The sequence below is a fragment of the Rhodococcus sp. F64268 genome (assembly GCF_023015605.1).
Taxonomy (GTDB): Bacteria; Actinomycetota; Actinomycetes; order Mycobacteriales; family Mycobacteriaceae; genus Rhodococcus.
The window spans coordinates 36,114-56,917 of the sequence record NZ_JALKAI010000007.1 but is presented as its reverse complement, the minus strand read 5'-3'; the positions used below and the strand labels follow the sequence as shown (position 1 = coordinate 56,917).

Annotated in this window: 24 protein-coding genes; 12 read left to right on the top strand and 12 right to left on the bottom strand. The window is 64.6% G+C overall.

Annotated elements, in window-relative coordinates; genetic code table 11:
* Nucleotides 1-131 precede the first annotated feature (131 nt).
* Entirely contained in the window at nt 132-899 is a 768-nt protein-coding gene (locus tag MWU77_RS17545; RefSeq protein ID WP_169689771.1) for an AraC family transcriptional regulator, read from the bottom strand.
* A gap of 127 nt (nt 900-1,026) precedes the next feature.
* Here MWU77_RS17545 and MWU77_RS17540 point away from each other — a divergent pair, with 127 nt between their 5' ends.
* The gene (locus MWU77_RS17540) at nt 1,027-2,643 is read left to right on the top strand and encodes an FAD-dependent monooxygenase (protein WP_169689770.1); all 1,617 of its coding nucleotides are present in this window, start codon (nt 1,027-1,029) and stop codon (nt 2,641-2,643) included.
* 1 nt (nt 2,644) lies between these two features.
* On the opposite strand, the gene MWU77_RS17535 is transcribed toward MWU77_RS17540, so the two are convergent.
* On the bottom strand, nt 2,645-3,304 hold the full coding sequence (locus MWU77_RS17535; protein WP_169689769.1) for a TetR/AcrR family transcriptional regulator: 660 nt from the start codon (nt 3,302-3,304) through the stop codon (nt 2,645-2,647).
* A 154-nt stretch (nt 3,305-3,458) separates the two neighbouring features.
* On the opposite strand from MWU77_RS17535, the gene MWU77_RS17530 reads away from it, so the two are divergent.
* Nucleotides 3,459-4,685, top strand: coding sequence for an oxygenase MpaB family protein (locus MWU77_RS17530; protein ID WP_169689768.1), 1,227 nt, complete (start codon nt 3,459-3,461; stop codon nt 4,683-4,685).
* Between the two features lie 79 nt (nt 4,686-4,764).
* Here the strand turns inward: MWU77_RS17530 and MWU77_RS17525 are convergent, their stop codons facing one another.
* The 6 genes from MWU77_RS17525 to MWU77_RS17500 form a co-directional block, all read right to left on the bottom strand.
* Nucleotides 4,765-5,643, bottom strand: a complete 879-nt coding sequence (locus tag MWU77_RS17525) for a sulfurtransferase (protein ID WP_169689767.1) — start codon at nt 5,641-5,643, stop codon at nt 4,765-4,767.
* A gap of 60 nt (nt 5,644-5,703) precedes the next feature.
* Nucleotides 5,704-6,489: a bifunctional 2-polyprenyl-6-hydroxyphenol methylase/3-demethylubiquinol 3-O-methyltransferase UbiG gene (ubiG, locus tag MWU77_RS17520; RefSeq protein ID WP_169689766.1), complete on the bottom strand. Its 786-nt coding sequence runs from the start codon at nt 6,487-6,489 to the stop codon at nt 5,704-5,706.
* A gap of 125 nt (nt 6,490-6,614) precedes the next feature.
* Nucleotides 6,615-7,037: a serine/threonine protein kinase gene (locus tag MWU77_RS17515; protein ID WP_169689765.1), complete on the bottom strand. Its 423-nt coding sequence runs from the start codon at nt 7,035-7,037 to the stop codon at nt 6,615-6,617.
* A 175-nt stretch (nt 7,038-7,212) separates the two neighbouring features.
* Complete coding sequence (locus tag MWU77_RS17510; RefSeq protein ID WP_169689764.1) at nt 7,213-8,010, bottom strand: ABC transporter permease; 798 nt, start codon at nt 8,008-8,010, stop codon at nt 7,213-7,215.
* On the bottom strand, nt 8,007-8,720 hold the full coding sequence (locus tag MWU77_RS17505) for an ABC transporter ATP-binding protein (RefSeq protein WP_169689763.1): 714 nt from the start codon (nt 8,718-8,720) through the stop codon (nt 8,007-8,009). Before MWU77_RS17505 ends, MWU77_RS17510 begins: the two co-directional genes overlap by 4 nt.
* Nucleotides 8,717-9,082, bottom strand: a complete 366-nt coding sequence (locus tag MWU77_RS17500) for a hypothetical protein (protein ID WP_169689762.1) — start codon at nt 9,080-9,082, stop codon at nt 8,717-8,719. The genes MWU77_RS17505 and MWU77_RS17500 overlap by 4 nt, the downstream gene beginning before the upstream one ends.
* Before the next feature lie 82 nt (nt 9,083-9,164).
* On the opposite strand from MWU77_RS17500, the gene MWU77_RS17495 reads away from it, so the two are divergent.
* From MWU77_RS17495 to MWU77_RS17475, 5 genes are all read left to right on the top strand, one after another.
* A complete protein-coding gene (locus tag MWU77_RS17495) occupies nt 9,165-9,701 on the top strand; it encodes a helix-turn-helix domain-containing protein (RefSeq protein WP_169689761.1) in 537 nt (178 codons plus the stop codon).
* 130 nt (nt 9,702-9,831) lie between these two features.
* Entirely contained in the window at nt 9,832-10,335 is a 504-nt protein-coding gene (locus MWU77_RS17490) for a hypothetical protein (RefSeq protein WP_169689760.1), read from the top strand.
* 55 nt (nt 10,336-10,390) lie between these two features.
* A complete protein-coding gene (locus tag MWU77_RS17485; RefSeq protein ID WP_247274351.1) occupies nt 10,391-11,086 on the top strand; it encodes an SIMPL domain-containing protein in 696 nt (231 codons plus the stop codon).
* Between the two features lie 93 nt (nt 11,087-11,179).
* On the top strand, nt 11,180-12,187 hold the full coding sequence (locus MWU77_RS17480) for a zinc-binding alcohol dehydrogenase family protein (RefSeq protein WP_206040318.1): 1,008 nt from the start codon (nt 11,180-11,182) through the stop codon (nt 12,185-12,187).
* Nucleotides 12,188-12,338: 151 nt separating this feature from the next.
* The gene (locus tag MWU77_RS17475) at nt 12,339-13,352 is read left to right on the top strand and encodes an iron-siderophore ABC transporter substrate-binding protein (RefSeq protein WP_169689757.1); all 1,014 of its coding nucleotides are present in this window, start codon (nt 12,339-12,341) and stop codon (nt 13,350-13,352) included.
* 54 nt (nt 13,353-13,406) lie between these two features.
* Here MWU77_RS17475 and MWU77_RS17470 read toward each other — a convergent pair whose 3' ends face one another.
* Nucleotides 13,407-14,297 carry a siderophore-interacting protein gene (locus tag MWU77_RS17470; protein ID WP_247274350.1) on the bottom strand — a complete coding sequence of 297 codons (891 nt, stop codon included), beginning with the start codon at nt 14,295-14,297 and terminating at the stop codon, nt 13,407-13,409.
* 85 nt (nt 14,298-14,382) lie between these two features.
* Here MWU77_RS17470 and MWU77_RS17465 point away from each other — a divergent pair, with 85 nt between their 5' ends.
* Entirely contained in the window at nt 14,383-15,006 is a 624-nt protein-coding gene (locus MWU77_RS17465; RefSeq protein ID WP_169689755.1) for a TetR/AcrR family transcriptional regulator, read from the top strand.
* A gap of 78 nt (nt 15,007-15,084) precedes the next feature.
* On the opposite strand, the gene MWU77_RS17460 is transcribed toward MWU77_RS17465, so the two are convergent.
* Nucleotides 15,085-15,438: a YbaB/EbfC family nucleoid-associated protein gene (locus MWU77_RS17460; RefSeq protein ID WP_169689754.1), complete on the bottom strand. Its 354-nt coding sequence runs from the start codon at nt 15,436-15,438 to the stop codon at nt 15,085-15,087.
* A gap of 80 nt (nt 15,439-15,518) precedes the next feature.
* Here MWU77_RS17460 and MWU77_RS17455 point away from each other — a divergent pair, with 80 nt between their 5' ends.
* The 4 genes from MWU77_RS17455 to MWU77_RS17440 all read left to right on the top strand — a co-directional run bounded on the left by MWU77_RS17455 (nt 15,519) and on the right by MWU77_RS17440 (nt 19,836).
* Nucleotides 15,519-15,818: a type VII secretion target gene (locus MWU77_RS17455; RefSeq protein ID WP_169689753.1), complete on the top strand. Its 300-nt coding sequence runs from the start codon at nt 15,519-15,521 to the stop codon at nt 15,816-15,818.
* Between the two features lie 50 nt (nt 15,819-15,868).
* The gene (locus tag MWU77_RS17450; RefSeq protein WP_247274349.1) at nt 15,869-18,310 is read left to right on the top strand and encodes a hypothetical protein; all 2,442 of its coding nucleotides are present in this window, start codon (nt 15,869-15,871) and stop codon (nt 18,308-18,310) included.
* Nucleotides 18,307-19,101, top strand: a complete 795-nt coding sequence (locus tag MWU77_RS17445; protein ID WP_169689751.1) for a hypothetical protein — start codon at nt 18,307-18,309, stop codon at nt 19,099-19,101. Before MWU77_RS17450 ends, MWU77_RS17445 begins: the two co-directional genes overlap by 4 nt.
* A gap of 357 nt (nt 19,102-19,458) precedes the next feature.
* On the top strand, nt 19,459-19,836 hold the full coding sequence (locus tag MWU77_RS17440; protein ID WP_240959825.1) for a DUF4345 domain-containing protein: 378 nt from the start codon (nt 19,459-19,461) through the stop codon (nt 19,834-19,836).
* A gap of 44 nt (nt 19,837-19,880) precedes the next feature.
* On the opposite strand, the gene MWU77_RS17435 is transcribed toward MWU77_RS17440, so the two are convergent.
* A complete protein-coding gene (locus tag MWU77_RS17435; RefSeq protein ID WP_169689749.1) occupies nt 19,881-20,291 on the bottom strand; it encodes a flavodoxin domain-containing protein in 411 nt (136 codons plus the stop codon).
* Nucleotides 20,292-20,355: 64 nt separating this feature from the next.
* Nucleotides 20,356-20,769 carry a glyoxalase/bleomycin resistance/extradiol dioxygenase family protein gene (locus MWU77_RS17430; protein ID WP_169689748.1) on the bottom strand — a complete coding sequence of 138 codons (414 nt, stop codon included), beginning with the start codon at nt 20,767-20,769 and terminating at the stop codon, nt 20,356-20,358.
* Between the last annotated feature and the right edge of the window lie 35 nt (nt 20,770-20,804).

Here is a 20,804-nt window from a genome sequence, read left to right as displayed (position 1 = left end):
CAGGGGGTGCCCACATCCGGACAGATCGGATGTTAGGCGAGGTTTGCCTAAACCTAATGTTTGCCGACCTGAGACGCAATCGCGCGATCGGGCCACCGGTTATCGCGATCGGGTCACGACTCGTCGCCCGTTCAGCCCGCGCGGAACGATGCCGGTGTCGCCCCCGTGGCCCGCCTGAACGCCGCACCGAATGCGCTCGCCGAGCGATACCCGAGCTGCTCTGCGACTTCGCCCAGCTCGATGCCGTGTCCGAGGAGCATCACCGCGTGCTGCGCTCGCACTGCCGCCACCCAACGGCCGAAGCTGAGGCCTGTCTCCGCGCGGAACGCACGTGTGACGGTGCGGCGGCTGACCCCGAGTTCCGTCGCCCAGTCCGACAGGGTCCGCGGGTCACCGGGGTCCTCGCCGATCGCTTCGACGATGGGTCGCAGCAACGGTGAGGCAGGCACCCGGACCAGCAGCTCGTGCTCAGCGGGGACGAGCACGTCGATCACCATTTTCTCCGTCAACGATCGTGATGCAGGCTCGAGCGAATCGTCGGCGAGGCGGTCGAGTAGCAGACGCAGCAATGGTGTCATCTCGACGGCCACCGGGCCATCGGACAGCGACGGCGCATGGTCGATACCGAAATGCGCAGTGCGATACCACGTCCCCGTCGGCATGATGCCCCAGTGCAGCAGACCCGCCGGGATCCACAGTCCGATCGTCGGGGAGATGGTCCAGGTCTGGGAGCCGATCGTTGCGCTCGATGCGCCGCGCTCGTTCCACAACAGCTCATGGGTGGGATGCGAGTGCGGCTCGAAACGGGTGTCGCGTCCGATGAGTTCGTCCATACCGGCGATCACGAACGGCACCTCGATCTCTCCAGCGGCGTAAACCGGCAGTGCCCTCGTCTCCACGACTCCTCCTCGCTTCCAGCTCTCGGCGGTCGATTATGTCGCCCTCGGTCGGCGCGGCCGATTCCGGCCCGAGTACCGGCCGTGCGGGAGACAATTGCCCGAACCCCTTCGACCGAAAGGCTCGATCGTGTCCGAGGTCAGTGAAACTTCCGTCCTGGTCGTCGGCGCCGGCCCCGTCGGGTTGACAGCCGCAATCGAACTTCGCCGCCGGGGCGTCTCAGTCGTCGTCATCGACAAATTGAAGACACCCACGCACTACGCCAAGGCCGTGGGGATCCAGCCTCGAACTCTCGAAGTGTGGGACGCGATGGGAGTGGCCCGACCCGCGCTCGATCTATCGACTCCGATGCACGGGCAGATCGTGTTCGTCAACGGCGACGAGGCAATGCGAGTCGACCTCGAACTGCCCGACGATGTGCCGTATCGCTTCACGTGCATGCCGCAGTACGCGACCGAAGAGGTACTCCGAAGGGCACTGGCAGAACGCGGCACGAAGGTGCGGTACGGCGTCGAACTCACCGGCTTCGAGCAGTCCTCACGGGGCGTCGTCGCCGCCCTGCGCAGCACGGACGGCACCGAGCACCTGTCGGCACGCTATCTCGTCGGCTGCGATGGGGCCCACAGCGCGACGCGTAAAGGATTGGGATCCTCGTTCGAGGGCGACGCGTTTCCCGAGGAGTACATGCTCGCCGATGTCGAACTGGATTGGTCGTTGCCCTCCGGATATGCCGTACGTGCAATGACGCAGGAGAACGGTTCCACGTCTGACCTGATGGTGTGCATCCCGCTACCGGGCGACCAGCGGTACCGCGTATCGTCGCTGGTCGCACCCGATCTGGCCACCACCAGAGGGGACGGCGCAGTCGCCCATGGCCTCGAGGGAAAGAACCCGCCGACTCTCGCCCACATCCAGGCCGTGCTGGATCGTCTGGCCCCGGAGCCCACACGCGCGCGAAACATGCGGTGGTCGTCGGTGTTTCGGATAAGCCACCGGATCGTGGATAGTTACGGCGCCGGGCGGGTGTTCCTTGCGGGCGACGCCGCGCATATCCATCCGCCCACGGGCGCACAGGGTATGAACACGGGAATTCAGGATGCGTACAACCTCGGCTGGAAACTCGCGCTCGCCGTGAGTGGAAATGCTGCCGACGGTCTGCTCGCGAGCTACGACGTCGAACGCCGGCCGATCGGCGAGGACGTAGTGGGTCGCACCGTGCGTCACGCACGTGAGGGTATCGGAAGCGGCGAGACCGACGTGGAGACAATCATTCTGAGGGAAGCCCAGCTGCTACTGAACTACCGGAACAGCCCGATCGTCGGGGGCTCGACAGATGGTGGTGGCCCCGTCCCTGGCAATCGGGCGCCCGATGCTCGCGAGCTGCGTCAGGATGCACTGGCCGCACCACTGCGACTGCACGACCTCCTGCGCCACCCGGGCCACACTGTGTTGTTGTGGGCCCCCACCGGGCCTGCCGTGAAGGAGTCGGCCGACCTGGCCGAAGGCATCGCGGACAGATTCGGAGGCCTGGTGCGCGGGTACGTTCTCACACCGGACCTCGCCCAGGCCGCCGACGGACGGGTGCTCCGCGACGAGCGGGGCAACGCAGCACGGATGTACGGGTTCGGTGCGCACCCGGAGATCGTCGTGGTACGACCCGACGGCTATGTGGGATTTCGCGGGCCCGGAGCAAGCATGACGACGCTCGTCGCACATCTCGCGAACGTGCTGCATATCGCGGAGTGAACTACGAGGACACCACCATCGGCACGATGAATTGCCGGGCGATCACCGAAAGCTGATCCTGATCGTCGAGGTCGACCAGATCGGTCGGGGCCATGAGGAACGACGCTGCGATCCGCACCATCATCTCCGCGGTGAGATCGATGTCCATCTCGCGCGAGATGGTGTCTGCCTGCTGTTCGCGGCGAAGCTGCCCCGCGACGAACTGCCGTGCGATGGCGAGCATCCGACCGTCATCGACGAGCAATCCTGCGAGGAGTGTCGGTTCGGCGTCGAGAAGACCACCGATCAACGAGTTGGTACGGATTGCGGTCAGCGAGCTCACGAATCCGAGAACGATACGATCGGCGACGGTGCGTGCGGATCTGATATCGACGAGGAACCGATCGAAATATCGACGAAATTCGCGCAGCAGTACCTGCTCGACGAGCGCATCCTTCGTCTCGAATCTTCGGTAGAGCGTGACCCGCGACAGGTTCGCCCGCCTGGCGACCTCCTCCATCGACGAGCGCTGGATTCCGGAACGGCAGAACTGTTCGTGGGCTGCGTCCAGCAGACGCGTGCGCACGGTGTCGGCCTCATCGGCATTCTCGACAGCTTCGAGCAAAGCGCGCTCGAGTAGAGATTCCGAAGCCGCTGTTCGGGCTTGTGGTTGAGAATCCACGATCACCTCCTGGGGAATCCGAGGCTACACGCCGTTCCGTGCGGCAATTTCGGCAAAACTGCACACGTACGTCGTCACACCGTGTTACAAAATGATACGCAGTAACGGATTTTGTAACCCTGTTTCTCTCTGCATCTCATCGGGGGTAGATGGCATGACCGATCTCAGTAGGCGAAAGATTCTGGCGGCCGGCGGGGCTCTGAGCGCTCTCAGCGCAATCGCGCTCGCGACGCCCGCCAACGCACAACCCTGGCGGTGGTCGCCGGCGGGCTCGATCCCGGGCACCGGTAGCGGCGCAGATCCGCGAACCGTCTGGGACACCGAAGCCGACCCGCTGGTCGCATCGCTACTCGACCGAGGCGACGTACCCAGGGTCAATCAACTCCTCCGCACATGGACGAAGAACGGACAGCCCCTGCCCGACGGACTTCCCGCCGACCTGAAGGACTTCATGGAGCGGGCACGTCAACTGCCGGAGTGGGCAGACCGCGGCAAGCTCGAGACCGCGGTGCGTTTCAACGAGAAGCGCGGCCTCTATCTCGGCGTCCTGTACGGCTTCGCGAGCGGCATGATGAGCACGGTGATCCCGAAAGAGGCTCGCGCCGTGTACTACTCGAAGGGCGGCGCCAACATGAAGCGCCGTATCTCGAAGACCGCGAAGCTGGGTTACGACATCGGCTCCCGTAACGCGTACCTCGACGACGGCGAGATGATCGTCACCGCCGTGAAAACCAGGCTCGTGCATGCTGCAGTACGTCATCTTCTGCCGCAGTCGCCGCACTGGGAGGGCGCCGCACCCGAAGACATTCCGATCAGCCAGCACGACATGATGGTCACCTGGCACAGCCTCCCCACGACCGTCATGCGCGTGTTGAAGCAGTGGAAGGTGCCGATTCCGGCCAATGAGTCCGAGGGGTTCCTCCATTCCTGGCAGATCAGTGCCCACATGCTCGGCATCGAGGACCAGTACATCCCCGCGACCTGGGACGACGCCGAGTCCCAAGCCCAAGCGTCGCTCGACCCTGTGCTGGCACCCACCTCCGAAGGCCTCAAACTCGCGGACATGCTCCTCGATCTCGGCGCCGGACTCGATTTCACACTCCTCAGCCGGCCGATCCTGGGCGCCCTGACGCGCTTCACGCTCGGCGACGAAATCGCCAACTGGCTGAATATCCCCCGAGAGTTGCTGTGGGACAACCTCCTCAATGTGGCATGGGGGCCATTCATCGCGGTGCGCGAGGGGCTACTTCCCCTGCCGTTGGCCCCGGAGGCGTACTGGACCTTCGACGAACTGCTCCGCCAGTTCGTGCTGCTCTACATGTCCGAGCTGCGGACGATCAGCATCGAGATTCCGGAGTTCAACAACCCGAACTACCCCTGAGGGCTGGTCGCGCGCCCGCCGATCTCCCGCGAGTGCTGTTCGGCAGCGGGAGACCGGCGAGCGCGCGAACCGACCTGCGTCAGCGAGGATCCGGCCCCTCCACCAATGGCAGCGACTCATCGGCGGTCCACGCGTTGAGCGATCCGTCGTACACCGCGACGTCGGAACGTCCAGCCACCGCGAGCGCATGTGCAACACCCGACGCGGCGATACCACCACCGCAATATGTCACCGGGTGCACGTCCGGGTCGAGCGCACCCGCCTTCTCGAACACCGCCCGCAATTCGGCCGGCTGCTTCAGACGCCCGGTCGACGGATCGACGAGATCACCGAACGGAATGTTGATGCTGCCCGGAATGTGCCCGCGGCGGGGGTACGACGGGCTGTCACCTCGATAGGTCGCCGGGTCGAGAGCGTTGATGATCAGTGTGTGCGGGTCGTCGAGCGCACCACGCACTTCGCCGGTGGAACGCAGCAGTTCGGGACGGCGATGCGACGTGAAAGTGGCGGCGTGCGGGATGACCTGCTCGTCCGACACCGGGTAGCCCGCTGCCGTCCAGGCCGGTAGCCCACCGTCGAGGACGGCAACATCGTCGAACCCCTCGAGCCGCAGCTGCCACCAGAGACGGGCAGCCCAGATCCCACTCGACTGGTCGTACACCACCACCCTGCGGCCGTCCCCTATTCCGACGGCACCGGCAGCCGTTGCGAAGCGTTCGGACGGAGCGGCGGTGAACGGCTGGGCGGCATGATGATCGGAGAAGTCGGTGAACAGATCTGCATACACCGCACCCGGGATGTGGGCTTCGAGGTACGTGGCGAGACCGGGCTCGATCTGCACCGACCCGTCCGGCGGCATCGTGAGGTGGGTGGTCGCGTCGACGATGACCAGGTCTTCGTCGGCGAGCTGCTCGTACAGCCATTCCGGCGAGACGGTGTGCGGTTTCGGTTCACTCATCGGGTCCTCCTCAGTTCTCGGTACCGATCCATCAGAGCAATGTTCGGGCTCGGGCTCGTGTCACATCTTGACCGCGTAACCCATGTAGGAGATACCGGTGAATCTCGTTCGTCCGAAGTCCAGCCGCCTGCTCACCTCTCCCCACGGGAGCCGGCCCCGCGCGCCCCGCACCATGTCGAGTACCCGCAACGGATTCTTCGACCGTGGTCCGAGACCCACGATCTCTCCGGCGCGGAGTCCGTGCCTGCTCATGACCTCCGCGAGTTCCTCCGGCCGCACGCACATCGTCCAGTCGTGGATCGGAGTGTCGAAGAGCCGGGACCATCGCCACTCCTGCATGATCTTGATAGCAACGAGTCGGCTGGTCCAAGTCCGGTTGATGGTGTCGAACAAGAACAATCCTCCCGGTTCGAGCACCCGGAAGACCTCGCCGATCACCGCGTCCAGATCGGTGACATGCTCGAGCACGTCGCAGCAATACACGACGTCTACCCAGGAATCGCGAACCGGCAGCATCTCGCCCCTACCGCGCAGGTAGTCGATCTCGAGGTTTCCCTCGGCCGCGTGTCTGCCCGCTGTGAGCAGGGAAATCCCCGACGGGTCGACACCGACAACACCGAATCCGATCTTCGCGAACTCTTCGGCAAGGAACCCACCACCCGACCCGACGTCGAGGGCACGCAGTCCTGTGTATTCGCGACCGACCCTCTTCTCGAGCACCTCGAGGAAATACGCGAAGCGACCCGATGTCAGACTCCCGTGCAGCATGTTGAGGGGATTGTCCTCGTCCCACCACGCTGCACCTTCACGGTTGTACACATCGTTGTCGATGGGCACGGAAGTCACCTGCACATCCTCGAGGGATCATCTCGCTCTGCCACCATCGCATGTTCCGGCGATCGGCATGCGCAATCAGGTGGGATCGACCCGCATCATCGCGACGATCCTCGCCGTGCCCGCTACACCGCGGATCAGTTCAGGTATACGACGACGTCACCGCCGACACAGGTGACCACAGGGCTTCCCGAGCACTTCATGGTCTGGTTCTGCCCGGTGGCCGGCTCGCGCGCCTCGACTGTCACCAGCCCGTATCGCAACGGCTGGTCCAGGTAGGAGCGACGCACCGCTTCGGCGAACTCACAGGACATGGCCGGGTCTGCGATCGCGGCGCTGGTCACCTCAGGGCTGTCGAACGCGCGGGGGCACGAAGTCGCATTCTGCGGCACACTTTCCAAACCTTCCAGACCCGCGACAGGAGCCGAGGACGAAGTCGTGGCCATGTCGCCGTCGTCCTCGCCCCGCGGCGAGAGAAGGATGATCCCGACAACGACGATGGCGATCACAACAACAGCTGCTGCAATCTTCGGCATCGCAGAGTTCGAGGTCTTGCCCATTGTTCACAAGGTCCTTCGATCACCGGCCTGCACACGCAAGCCGTCGAGCTCGTCGCGGCACGCGACCGCGCAAGGTCGGCCGATGTAACCGACTGCATGTACGTTGTACCGTTCGCAAGACTAACGGTATCCATCGTTCGAACTACATGCCCGTGACCTGAGCCACGTGCGACGGTCACGCCAGATCACGCCGCAGCGGAACCACCACAGCCGCCGCCGATGCCACTGCCGCATACATCAGCAACACGAGTGCACCGAGCGCGGGAGTGAGCAAGGCCGCCGCCCCCGACGACATCTCCCCCGCCATGGTGTCGCTCAGGAACGTGAAGTTCGTCAACGCCGATGTCGCCCCTCCCGGCATGAACGGATACAGCGTGTTCAGACCAGGCAGGATCATGAGCACCGGCTCGAGGAAATAGAAGTACCCGAGCACGATCCCGACCGCGACGAGTTGGCTGCGCACGAGCGCGCCGATCCCCACACCCAGCAATGTGTAGATCGCTGCGGCCACGGCAACGCGAGCGAGGACCGCCGCGAGACCTCCCGTCGTGGCGCCGAGGTCGATGCCCCTCGAGGCCGTGACCGCCCACAGCGCAAGCGCCGACGACAACGACATCAAGAACCCGAATGCGAGACCGAAGACGCTGTAGACGAACAGTTTTGCGGCGAGGACCGCCCCTCGTCGCGGAACCGCCAGGAAAGTGGTGCCGATGGTCTTGTGGCGGTACTCGCCTGTGACCGCAATCGTTCCGAACAGTGCGGGCACGAACAGCAACAGACCGGTGAAGCCCACGGCGATCGCCACGCCCTCCGGCGTATCGAGGCCGGGCATCGGCGGCGACGCGTTCTCCGGACCCACCACGCCGAGCACACCGGTGAGTCCGGCACCGGACAGAACGGCCGCGACACACGCCCACAACGGCAAGCGCGTGGAGAACAGCCGGAAGAACTCACCGCGGACCGCGTTCGTCATTTCACAACCGCCCTCTCGGTGAGGGAAAGGAAGGCCTCTTCGAGCGTGTCCCCTGTGGCCACGAGTTCGGAGAGTTCGCCCGTCCACGCGATGTGCCCACGATCGATGAGCACTACGTCGTCGATGGTGTTCTGCAGTTCGGACAGCGCGTGGCTCGAGATCAGCACGGTGCCACCGCCTGCTGCGAACTCACGAAGGAATGTGCGCAACCATACGATGCCCGAGGGGTCGAGACCGTTGGACGGTTCATCGAGGACCAGGACCTCGGGATCGCCCAGAAGTGCGGTGGCCAGCGCGAGCCGCTGTCGCATTCCCGTCGAGTAGGTGCCGACGCGGCGGTCGGCGAACCGGTCGAGTTCGACCGAGTCGATCACCTCGCCGACTCGCCGCACCGGATGACCCCCGAGTGCGCAATAGGTGCGCAGGTGGGCGCGGGCAGTGGTCGCGGGGTGCGCAGAGGCGATGTCGAGCACAGCACCGACAGTGCCGGTAGGAAACGGGAGGTCCACGTACGGGACCCCGCCGAACCGGGCGGTGCCCGCATCGGGTCGGATCAGGCCGAGGAGCATCCGCAAGGTGGTGGATTTGCCTGCTCCGTTGGGGCCGAGGAATCCGGTCACTCGTCCAGGCTCGGCGGTGAAGCTCGTGTCGACAACAGCATCGACCATGCCGAATCTCTTGGTCAGGTGTTCGACTGCAATGCCGGTCATGACGCCGAAGCTCCTTGAAGACCGCGAGCGAGTTCGACGGAGCAGGGGCTGCTGACGAGTAGTTCGTCGAACTCGTCGCCGGCCACGCGGCCACGAAGCACTATGCGCAGCAATGGTTCACCTCGCTTCATGACGACGAGCCGTTTGGTGCCGCGGGGATGCGTGAAGGTGCCCACTTTGAGGAAACCGGAGATTGCGAGACCGTTCCGGATGCCGAGCACTTCGGAGGTCCACCCCGGCAGCACCTCCACACGGACTATCGACGACCTCGGGAGCGACAAGTGGGTGCGACGGACGAAGAGTGCTTCCCAGCCGGTGAAGGCGAGGTGCAGGGAAGATTCGGAATGCGATAGGTCGGCCATGGCGGTGGCCCTTCTGTCAGCGGTAACCTGGACTCGATAGTGAGAACATTATCAGAGTGAGAACAATGGAGGAAAGGGCCAGATGGACGGCGAACCGTCGATAGCCGACGTCGTGCTGCACCCGGTACGGTTGCGGATCATCCAACAGCTCGGTGGTCGAAGTCTGACCACCGCAGAGCTCCGCAAGGAACTACCCGACATCACCCAGGCCACGCTCTACCGCCACGTGTCCGCGTTGATCGACGCACAGGTCGTCACCGTCGTGGACGAACGACGCGTCCGCGGAACCATCGAACGCACGCTCGCGCTCGGCGAGCGCATGGCGCACGTCGGCCAGGACGACCTCGACGCCGTGGGCAACGCCGAATTACGCAGCGCCTTCGTCTCGTTCCTCGGCATGCTCGGCAAAGAGTTCGACAAATTCATCGACAGCGGCGATCGAACCCTCAGGAACTACCTCGGATTCGGCGCGACACCGCTCTACGTCGACACCGACGACCTCGCCGAAATCCAGGCGAAATTCAACGAAGTACTCGCCTCCTACCGGACCGAGAAGGACAACGCCATCCGCATCACCTTCGGAACCACGTTGATCCCCACCCCTCCGATGGAATCCTGATTACGTGTCGGCGTCGTGCCCGAGATCCGCGATCCCGCCAGATGCGGCAGCACATGAGTACGTCGCAATTGTCGGACCCCGCTGGCACTCTGGCCGACATGAGAGACGCGCGGATGAACAGGCACACACGATGACGGCCCGATCGGGTGACGAGTTCGATGCGGATCGCGCCGTGTCGGACATCGCAGCCGCACTCGCTGTTCCACTCCCCACCTCCGGGCCCACCACCGATGAGGGAGAACCGAACACCGGCGAATGGACGATCACCCGGGGTGCCGGTTTCCAGCTGTTCCCGCTCTGGGAGAGCAACGACTTCGTCGGCGTATACGCACCGGAATGGAACGTCGCGGAGGAGGCAGCGGAAGGCCATCTCACGTCGTTGATTGCGGAGTTGACCCGCCGCTGGGGGCCTCACCGCACGGTGACGATGGGGCCCGCATTATGGCAGCCGCCCACCACTGAACCCTTCCGCACACTCGTCGCCAAGGATTGCCTAGGTGATCTGGCGGTCTGGGGTCCGGTCACCGAATCGGATTCCCGTTGGGTCGCGGTGTCGCTCAATCAATGCGACGGCGACGCCCCGATGATCCTGACCGCACTGATCACCGACAGTCCGATCGATCCGCTCGAGTAGCTTTGAGGCCCGCAGTTCCCCCACCGGCCCGCTTCGGACTGGCACACTCGCGTCCATGAGCGATCATCCCGTCATCGTCACTGTCACCGGCCATGCCGAACGCGAGTTCGCCCCGAACCGGTGCACGGTCGCGCTCCGGGTGCACGCTGACGGCACGACGCGCGAGCACGCCGCCGACCCGGTCACCGCCGCGATCGTCACCCTGACCGACCTCGTCACCGAGCTGCGCGAACGCAACAACAGCCCGGTCACTCGCTGGACCTTCGATCAGGTACGCCACAGTCGACACCGCCCGTACAGCAAGGACGGCAAGACCCGCCCTTGGCGGTACACCTCCTCGGCGTCACTCACCGTGACATTCCGCGAGTTCGACGCGGTCAGCGCGTTCGTCGACACTGCCTCCGAGGTCGAGGCCGTCGCGATCGCAAACCTGAACTGGTGGATCACCCGCAAGACCCGCGAGAAGCGGATGGCGAAGGTCCGCGACCTCGCAGTCCGCGATGCCCTCGCCAAAGCCAAGGGCTACACGAAAAGCTTGGGCTACAGCGACTTCCGTGCTCTCGCCGTTGCCGATCCAGGAATGCTGGGTCTTCAGCCGGGCCCGAGCCCAGGTGCAGGAGGTGCACCCATGATGCGAGCGATGCGTTCCGCTGCGGCGTCGGCGTCCGAAGAGAACGGTCCCGGCTACTCTCTGGAACCCGACCGCATCACGCTCAGCGCCGACGTCGAAGCGCGATTCGAGGCGTCCTGACGCAGAGGATTTCCGTACCGCGAACCGCGACATCCGACCTACAGTGGGGCAGGCTCGAGAAAACCGGGGGTCGCCGTGAACTCGAACGGGACGATGATGGCGTGGCGGGTAGCAGACCCGCGACCGATCCACGAGCACCCGCTCGTCTTCGAACCCGGCCCGATCCCCACGGTGGGTCCCGACGAGTTACTCATCGAGATCCAGGCCTGCGGGGTCTGCAGAACCGACCTGCATGTCTCGGAAGGCGACCTGCCCGTCCACCGGCGCCACGTGGTTCCCGGGCACGAGGTGGTAGGTACCGTGCACCGGACCGGCGACGCGGTCAGCGGCTTTTCACCGGGCGACCGCGTCGGCGTCGCCTGGCTCCGGTACACCTGCGGACGTTGCCGGTATTGCCTGCGCGGGCGCGAGAACCTCTGTCCCCATTCGCGATACACCGGGTGGGACGATGACGGCGGATACGCCGAATACGTCACGGTCCCTGCACAGTTCGCACTTCCACTCCCGGAGGGCTACGACGATGTCGAACTCGCGCCCTTGTTGTGCGCCGGCATCATCGGGTTCCGCGCATTGGAGCGCGCGGCCGTTCCGGAGGGCGGGCGCCTGGGCATCTACGGTTTCGGTGGTAGCGCCCATATTGCGGCGCAGGTGGCGATGCACCGCGGAGTGTCGGTTCATGTCATGACCAGGAGCGCCGACGCCCGCGCGCTCGCCGAGGAACTCGGCGCAGAATCCGTGCAGGGCTCGGCCGACAGGCCACCCGTCCCGCTCGACGCCGCCATCGTGTTCGCACCCGTCGGAGATCTGATCCCGACCGCACTCGAAGCACTCGACCGTGGTGGAATCCTCTCCCTCGCCGGCATCCATATGACCGATGTCCCTCCGCTGAATTACCAGCAGCACTTGTTCTACGAGCGGGAGATCCGGTCGGTGACAGCCAATACACGCGACGACGCGCACACCTTCCTGCGCTTCGCCGGTGAGCACCGGATCCAGGTGAGCACGGTGCGCTACCGGTTGTCGGAAGCGGACCGAGCATTGACCGATCTCGCCGACGACCGAGTCCGCGGCGCCGCCGTCCTGGTGCCCGACCGCGAATAACCTCCGCCCGCACTCGTAGTCGCGCCGTGCAGGCACGCACCTACGAGGAGTCCCGATACGTACTGCACCTCGATATCGGGTTGAGCGAAGATTAATTATGTGGGTTAGTCTAACCTAACTATTACCCGGCCGCTTTCGACAGGAGCACAACGTGCGCCCACCACGCCGTGCCACACGCACAGCACCCGCACTTCTGACACTCGCCCTACTGACTGCACTCGGCACCGCTTGCGCCGGCACCGAGACCCCCACGAACGAAGAAACCCGAATCATCACCGACCGATTCGGGACCGTCGAGGTTCCCGCCGATCCGCAGCGCGTCGTCGCACTCGGCTGGCAGGAGGCAGATACCGTGCTCGCTCTCGGCGTACAACCCGTCGGCACCGCATCCTTCCCACTGTCCCCCGATGGGCAGGTGCCGTGGCAGACCGATCTGATCGAAGGTGAACCGACGCGGGTCAACACCACCCGAGCCGGGTTCGATGTGGTCGATCTCGACCTCGAATCCATCGCAGCGCTGCAGCCCGACCTCATCGTTGCGACGACATTCGCAGACCTCGAGACCTACCACGACCAATTGAGCGAGATCGCACCCGTGGTCGGTCCGGAAAGCGCCACGTACCTGACGATCCCGTGGCAGGACCAGGCCCGCCAGATCGGTCGCGCACTCGGCCGCGAGGACGCCACCGAAACCCTCATCGACGACGTCCAGACCCACATCGACGAGGCCGTCGAGCGCAACCCCGAACTCGACGGCGTGACATACACGCTCGGCATCGCCACGCCTGTCGGCTACAAGGCCGTCAACGATCCCGACGATTTCAGCAGCGTAATCCTCGGCGAGTTCGGAATGACCCTCACCGACACCATCAGCTCCTTACCCGACACGGGCGACGGCTCCGGGTCGGCGACGATCTCTCCCGAGAATGCGCGCCAACTCGATGCCGACATCCTGCTGTTGAGTTTCTTCGCAGTGGGTGGGTCACAGCAGGCGTTGTCCGATCCGGTCTTCACATCGATTCCGGCCGTCGCCGACGGCCGGTACGTCGACGTCGACGCCGCATCCCTCACAGCGCTGCGCAATGCCTCGCCACTGTCGATCGACTACACGATCAGCGAATTGATAGAAGGACAGATCGCCCCGAACGTTGCCGCGCACAACTGACACGTGACACTCCGGGGTGCGTACAGACACCCCGGAGATGTTCACGAGCTCGCGTCAGATCTCGATGTCGAGGTCGTCGGTCGCAAAAACGGCGCGCCCTGCCTCCATCGACGACCGCGCAGCTTCGAGCCGAGCGATATCAATTCGCGTGTTGGATATTCCGCGCTTCCAGTAGCCGAAAACCTGGATGCTCTCGGCCGCCAATACGAGGTCGTTCCGACAGCGGCGGCGCACCTCCCGTACGTCCTCGCGCTCCCCCGCCGCCCACACCGATGCTCCGGTCGGCACCTCCATCCCGGCGAACGCGGTTGCGAGAGGCCGTTCGATGCCCGGCGCAACCCGCTGCACCGTAACGGAGTTCCTCCGCTCCCCGAGATCGCTTTCGGCAAGCGCGATCTCGTCGTCGGGCGCTGCAGCGACGAGCACCGTAGAACCCTCGATGGGTAGACGAGTGAGGATGCGGACCGCCGCGGGCAGCGCCGAGGAGTCGGCCAGCAGGATGCGTGGCGAACCCGGTCCCGGAACACGGTGTGGGCGCGGACCGGCGATCGGTACGACATCTCCACTGCCCACCCGACCGAGCCAGTTCATCGCCGGCGACGATTCATGGTGACGGACGATGTCGAGCGCGACCGTCCTACTCTCGATGTCCACGTCCGCGATGGTGTAGACACGGGCGGTAGTGTCGGGTGCTCCGTCGATCCCCGCGAACTCGGCCGACTGCTCCGGAAGTGACAGTCGAACGGCAATGTTGAGGCCCGCCCAGTCCTGGAGTGAATGCGTTCCGGAGATCGTGCCGCTCACTCGGATCAGTCCGGCCGCGCGATCGACAACGGACACGACGGTGAACGTCGCCTCCTCGAGCCCGGCCTGGTGTTCGGGTGTGCGCAGCACTTCCATCAGGTCGGCGACCCGGTCGGCTGTGAACGGTACCTCGTCCGGCATAACAACCTCGATCTTCGTCGTACGGAGCCATTCAGATAATGTGAGTTAGTCTAACCTTACAACGATCCATGGGAGAATGCTCGGCATGTCCTCACCTGGGCGGCCTCGGCTCGTCACCCCCGAACGCCTCGTCGACGCCGGCGCGCGTATCACGCTGCCCAAGTTGAGCATCCGATCGATCGCCAGCGATCTGGGGGTAAGTGAGATGTCGGTGTACCGCCACGTCGGCGACCTCGACGGACTCCACCGCATCGTCGCCGACGGCATCGTCGCGCGAACCCCACTCCCCGAGCCCACCGCCGACGATCCGGAGGACGCCCTCGTCGACCTCGCATTGGCCTTACGTGATTTCGTGGTCGCGAATCCCGGGATCGGCAGGTATCTCACTGCACTCACTCCGAGTTCAGAAGGCGCACTGGGTGCGATCGACCGCAACCAGAAAGAATTCGCCGACCGCTACAGCTGGGAACCGGCGAACGCAAGCATCGCCCTGTCCGTCGTCGCCGAGCACGCGGTCGCACTCGCCGAGATCAACCCGGTCTCGCACCGCGACGAGCGTGACACGATGCGCCCCTCGAGGGCCGATGGGTTCCGCACGATCAACTCCGGCGCACGGAAGCTCGCGCACCTCACACCTCGTGAGACATTCGCGTGGTCGATGCGCGCGACCGCGCGCGGAGTGATCTCGATGCTCGGTGCCGGACTCTGACGTGCACCCGCGAGTCTCCCAGCCATCCGCGCGCGCACAATCGCGCTAGCGGGAAGCTGGGATCGTCGCAACCACCGTTCACCGGGGCGCACGCGGCGCGTCAGCAGCACCGGCCACTGCAGCGATGGCCTCCGCGATCCGCGCATCCGCGCGCAGCGCGGACTCCGCGGCTCGACGGTGCTCCCCCAACTCCGCATGCGCACGCCCGATCACCTGCATCAAGTGAGAAGCCAGCATTGCCCCGCCACCCTGCAGCGCCCGGTCGTCGATCTGCAGATCCTGCAACGACCCATCAGCACCCACACGCACCGACACCGTCGCACTGCTCGCAGAAGCGCTCGCAGTCGTCAGAGCAGAAACCAGATCGTCGAGATGCCCGGACAGCGGATCGAGGTCCGAGCCTGCCCCTCGCCCGGATACAACAGAACCCACGGACCCCCCTCGCGACGTATCGGTATGGCTGGGATACCGTAGCCGATCATCCGCGGGGGCCGGATGCATCGGGGGGATACATGTACGTCGATACAGCTTTGGTGCGGGAGTTCGCATCGGCGATGGGCACCACAGGCGCAGAGGCAGGTGCCGTCCGTACCGACGGCGCGTGCAGTTCCGTAATCGATGCTCTGCCCGGGTCATCGATCGCGACCGCAGTCATGGCGCACGCTCTGCTGGCTCACACCGGACTCCAGCAGGTCGCCCACCACCTCGCCGACACCCGCGACCGGCTGGTCGCGAGTGCCGAAGCATACGATGCCACCGACGATGAGACTGCAGCGAAGCTTGTTTCGGTCGACGGATCCTCACTGTGGTGACCCCTACCGTCTCGCAGGTACTCGCATGGTCGCCCAATACGCTCCATTCCATGGCGACCGCGTGGACCGAAGCGGCAGCGACCCTGGACGGCCAGTTCCGAAACGCAAGTCACGCCGCGGCCGGTTCCTACACATTCTGGACCGAAGGCGCCGGCGACACGATGCGCAGCCACGTCTACGACGTCCTGCACCCGGGCCGCACCCTCGCCACCGCCCTGGCAGATGCCGCGGCCGAACTGACGACGCACGCCGGGCGACTGCAGGATGCGGTCGGAACAGCAGTTTCCCACATCCAAGACGCACGCGGGTCCGGATTCTCGGTCGCCGACGACGGCACCGTGACACCGCCGCCACCTGTCGTATCGGACTCGCCGGACTCGAGCGGATCCCAGATCGTCATCCAGATGGCGGCACTGAGCCAACGCGCGAACATCCTGACCAGGATCATCACCACAGATCTCGTAGCAGTCGATACCGCCGACACTGCTGCGACCGTTGCCGTCGCCGATGCGTTCTCCAGGGTGCGACGGGATTCCGACCTCGACCCGAGCCTTCTCGCCCGGTACGAAACCCTTGCCCGATCCGATGCAGCCGGCGATGGCACCGCAGCACGCAACGGCACTCTGACGCTCACCGACTACCAGCGGATCGCTGACATCCTCGTTGCCGCCCAGCTCTCTCCCGCACAGCTCGACGCGCTCGCACGCGGAGACACCGTCGACAATGTCCCGACGGCCGTGCTGACATACCTGCGCGACTTCTACCGGGAGGCAGGCACGGACGGCCTCCTCGATGTCGCCGACGTTCTGCGTGGTCGCGAGGAATCCGGTGACGACGATGCCGCGTCCCAACTCGATGCACTCGCCAACGGACTACTCATGATCTCGAACGAGAACGTGGGCGACGGCCAGAACACCGGCAGCTACGAACTAGTCCCGGATGAACTGCGCGACAACCTGTCTCGGATCCGTAATCCCGGTGAGGATGCACGCTTCATGGGAGATTTCTTCGACGACGTATACGTGGACAAACGGCTCGCCGACGTGGCAGCTCTTCTCGGCGAGGCCAACCCCGGAGTCGTTCCCGGCACGCAATTCGCAAGCGAGCTCGACCATGCGGCCTCACGCTTGCTCGACATCGCCTCAGGAACAGGCGGACTCTACCGAGATGCGTACGAGCCGGTCGCAGAGAAGTTCCTGGACATAGGACTGCGGAACGAGGACGCCTCCTACGAACTGCTCACCGCATCCGACAACACCCGAACGTTGATGCCGCTGTTCGAGCACGAGTGGAACGACGACGGAGCGACACTGAGCCGTCTCGTGGGCTGGATCCCCGAAAACTCAGCAGTCACCGGCCCCGACGACACCGTCCGCGCCGAACGCGCAGGGGAGGCAGCGCACTCGCTCGCGCTGATGCTGTCATCGTCGGGTTCCGACTCCCCCGTCGCCTTCACCGATGCAAACAACACCAACCCATACAGACGGCTGATGGACATACCCGGAGTGGGCGACGGGAGATCCGCTCTCGGAGAGGTCAACCCGGCACTGACGCAGTCGATCGCGGGCGCATTGTCGCCGTACGTGATCGACATGGTGACCGATGATCCGAGACTGGCCTATCACGAGAGCTTCGACTGTCTCGGCCCGGTCGAGACAACGCGCATCTTCTCGCTGCTCGACAGCGACCCGCACGCGGGAACACTCATCAGCGGCCACGCACTCGCGGCGGCACACGAGATCGACCGCGCGTTCGCCCGCTCGGACGTAGATCCGCCCCCGATCACGCTCGGAGAAACCTCAGGAAGGCTCCGCGCTGTCGTGGAGGGCGGTCTCAGGACTGAACTCGGCGACAGGTTGAGCGACTCCGGCGAAGCGAAATCCGACCGGGCAGCAACACGTGCCGGACACTTCGGGGCCGGGCAGGCCATCACTGCAACCGGTTTGAGCTACCTACCTCCACCGTGGGGTGTCGCCGCATCGGGCGCTGTCTACACCGCTGGAGCGTTGCTTTCGGGCAACATCATCGATGCCGACGGCAACCTGACCGATCGGTTCTCCGGATCGCCGGAAGCCCGTTTCCGGATCAGTCAGTACGAAGCCGGTCCTGACCAGATTCGCATGACCGACAACGAGATCAAGTACACGATCCTCACCGAACTCGTCGACTCGGGCCGGGTGCCGGCTACCGATCTCCCACCGGAAGCAAGTCGTGCCGGCACCTTGATCACATATGGGGAACTCATGGACGGACACACAGACAACGGAGAACTACAGAACATCGAGCGAGTCAGGCAAGGTATCGTCGACGAAACTCCCGGCGCCTTCGAACGTTCCGGCATTCGACGTGTCGACGAGTACATCGATCAGCACTCGGTGGCAATCAATGCCTACTACGACAACATCTTCGGTAGCGACGACGACCAACGAGCATTCGAGTCGGTCTTTATCGGAGACGGTGAGCCCACCCGAATGAGCAGGTGGCCCGTATGAGATCCGCACCTGCAACGCTGCTCGCATGCCTGCTTGCTTCAACACTGCTGAGCGGGTGTATCCCCACCTTCACAGCCAACGACGCGGGGCCTACATCCGAATCATCCAGTACCTCAGTACCTTCTACATCGGGGCCGTACCGCGTTCCTGACACTCGGCTCACCTCCACCATCGTCTGGTCCGCCGAACCCGGAATCGATCTCTTCAGCACCGAGGCCACCCTCGCCCGCGCCGCGATCGAAGCCAATGAGATCGCACTCGCCAACTCCGTCACCGACAGCTATCGCGGATTCGCCCGCGCCATCGACCAAGAGACGAAAGACCAGTATGACGAGTTTCCCCCGCTCAACACACAGCACTTCGGTACCGCCTACTTCCACATCATGCGCATCGAACCCACCGAGACCGGCTTCATCGCACACTCCTGCCACCAAACATCCAACGTCGCAGTGAGAAACACCGATGATCACTACAGCCGCTCCGTTACCACCGGGGGCCCGAACCTCAAATTCGTTCTTCAGCGAACGAGCAATGTGACTCCGGTGCCACCTTCGATCGGGTCCACCTCCACCCCGCCCGTCAACGAAAACGGGAATCCACAATGGCAAGCCCCCACCTACGACGTATTCACCGGCTGGAACATCAACATCGACGGCTCATCCGGACGCGACCACACCCAGGCATGCCGACAATGGGGACACCAGTACGCTCCCGACGCAATCCAAAACGAGTACTTCATAGTCACATCCGACACACCCCCAGAAACGCTGCCGGCCTACCCTGGATGGTGAGCCCACGTTCCCGCGCGGATCCCAGCCATCCGCGCGCACAATCGCGGTTGCGCGAAGCTGGAATCGTCGCGACTACCGTTCACCGGGGCGGACGCCCGATCACCTACATCAGGTGAGAAAGCCTGCACCGCCCCGCCACCACCCGTTCGAGTTCGTCGACATCCTTGATGTCGGTCAAGATAATGCTCGTGTTCGCACGGTTGACGAACGTCGACGCGGTGAACTCCAACACGCCCACCAATGATCTGTCCTCAATGATCGGAGCCTGCCCCCGAAAGTTCGAAGGGCAGGGGGCGCCGAAAAAGGCGACGCCTTCGGCCTGGTCCAGGAAACCGTCAAATCTGCGAGTATGTACACATGTCGGCCCTGAGAATCTTAGGACGCGTGACCGGATGGACCTGCATCGCGATCGGAGGGATCCAGCTCGTCGGCGGAGTATCCGGGGAACCCGGCATGACTTATGGCGCGACCGTGGATTCACACGTGCGCTTCATGGGTCCCGTCTTCGCCGGCTACGGTTTGAGTTGGCTCGACGCCGCGGCTCGCCCACAACCGGTCCTGAACCGAATGCGGATCCTGGCCGGACTGATGGCGCTCGGAGGTGTCGGCCGGCTCGCGACCCGCGCCACCCTGGGTCGGCCCCACCGCTTCCATGATTTGCTGCTCGCTGTGGAGCTCGCTGCCCCCGTAGTGGTGGAGGCGCTGGATCGACGCGAGCCTCCCGCGCGCGGTTAGTCCGCGCGATTGGCCTCCGACCAGGAGCTACGGAACCTGCCTGGTCAGCTGTGCCCAAGGAGCTCATCGGCGATGAACGCCGTCCACGACAGAATCCGCTCGGTATCAGTCGACGGGAAGTACTTGTAGTCCCGTGCCGTGACCGTCTCCGCCAGTTCGGACAGGTCGATGTTGCTGCTCGTCGCTCCGTCGGGCGCAGGGCCTGAGAACAGCCAGACCAGCCGTTGCGTCAGAGCTGGGGCGTGACGTGTGCACGCCTCGCGCGCGACGTCGGGCCAGCCGTCACCCTCCGCGTCGCTCCCGATGACTATGGCCTCGAACTCCGCGGCCCGTTCGAGGTCGGACAGGGTGCCCAGTGTGACCTCGAATCCGTGTTGGGCCAGCGACCCCGCGATCACCGTGGCGGTGCGCCGGGTAGTGCCTCGGGTGCTCTCGGTTGCGACAAGGACGGACATGCCCACCGGGTTCCCCGGCGCCGGAGTGGAGAAACATCGCTTCGAACATGGCTACACCGAGTCCTCAGGTAGCGACGGCCCCCCAGTCCTCGGGCGCCACCTCGCGGATCGTCTGTCCGAACGTCCACGCGTGGCCCTCGGGGTCGTCCGCGGAGAAACTGCGGTCGCCGTACGACTGGTCTTCGAGATCGGCAGTAATCTTCGCCCCTGCCTCCTGCGCCCGACGATAGAGCGAATCGACATCGTCCACCTGGACGTGAATCTGCACCGTCGCGCCACCGCGACGGCCCGGGCCGCGGTAGTCCGGGCCGGGATCGCCCAGCATGATCACCGCCTCGCCCAGTCTCATCTCGGCGTGGCTGACATACCCGGCGGGATCGTTGTAGCGCAGTGTCTCCTCGAACCCGAAAGTTCGAGTCAGAAAGGACAACGCGCTCTCCACGTCCTCGTACAGCAAGTGCGGCGTGACGGTGTTCATGAGGAACTCCCTGGAACTCGGCGTCGATCGATGTG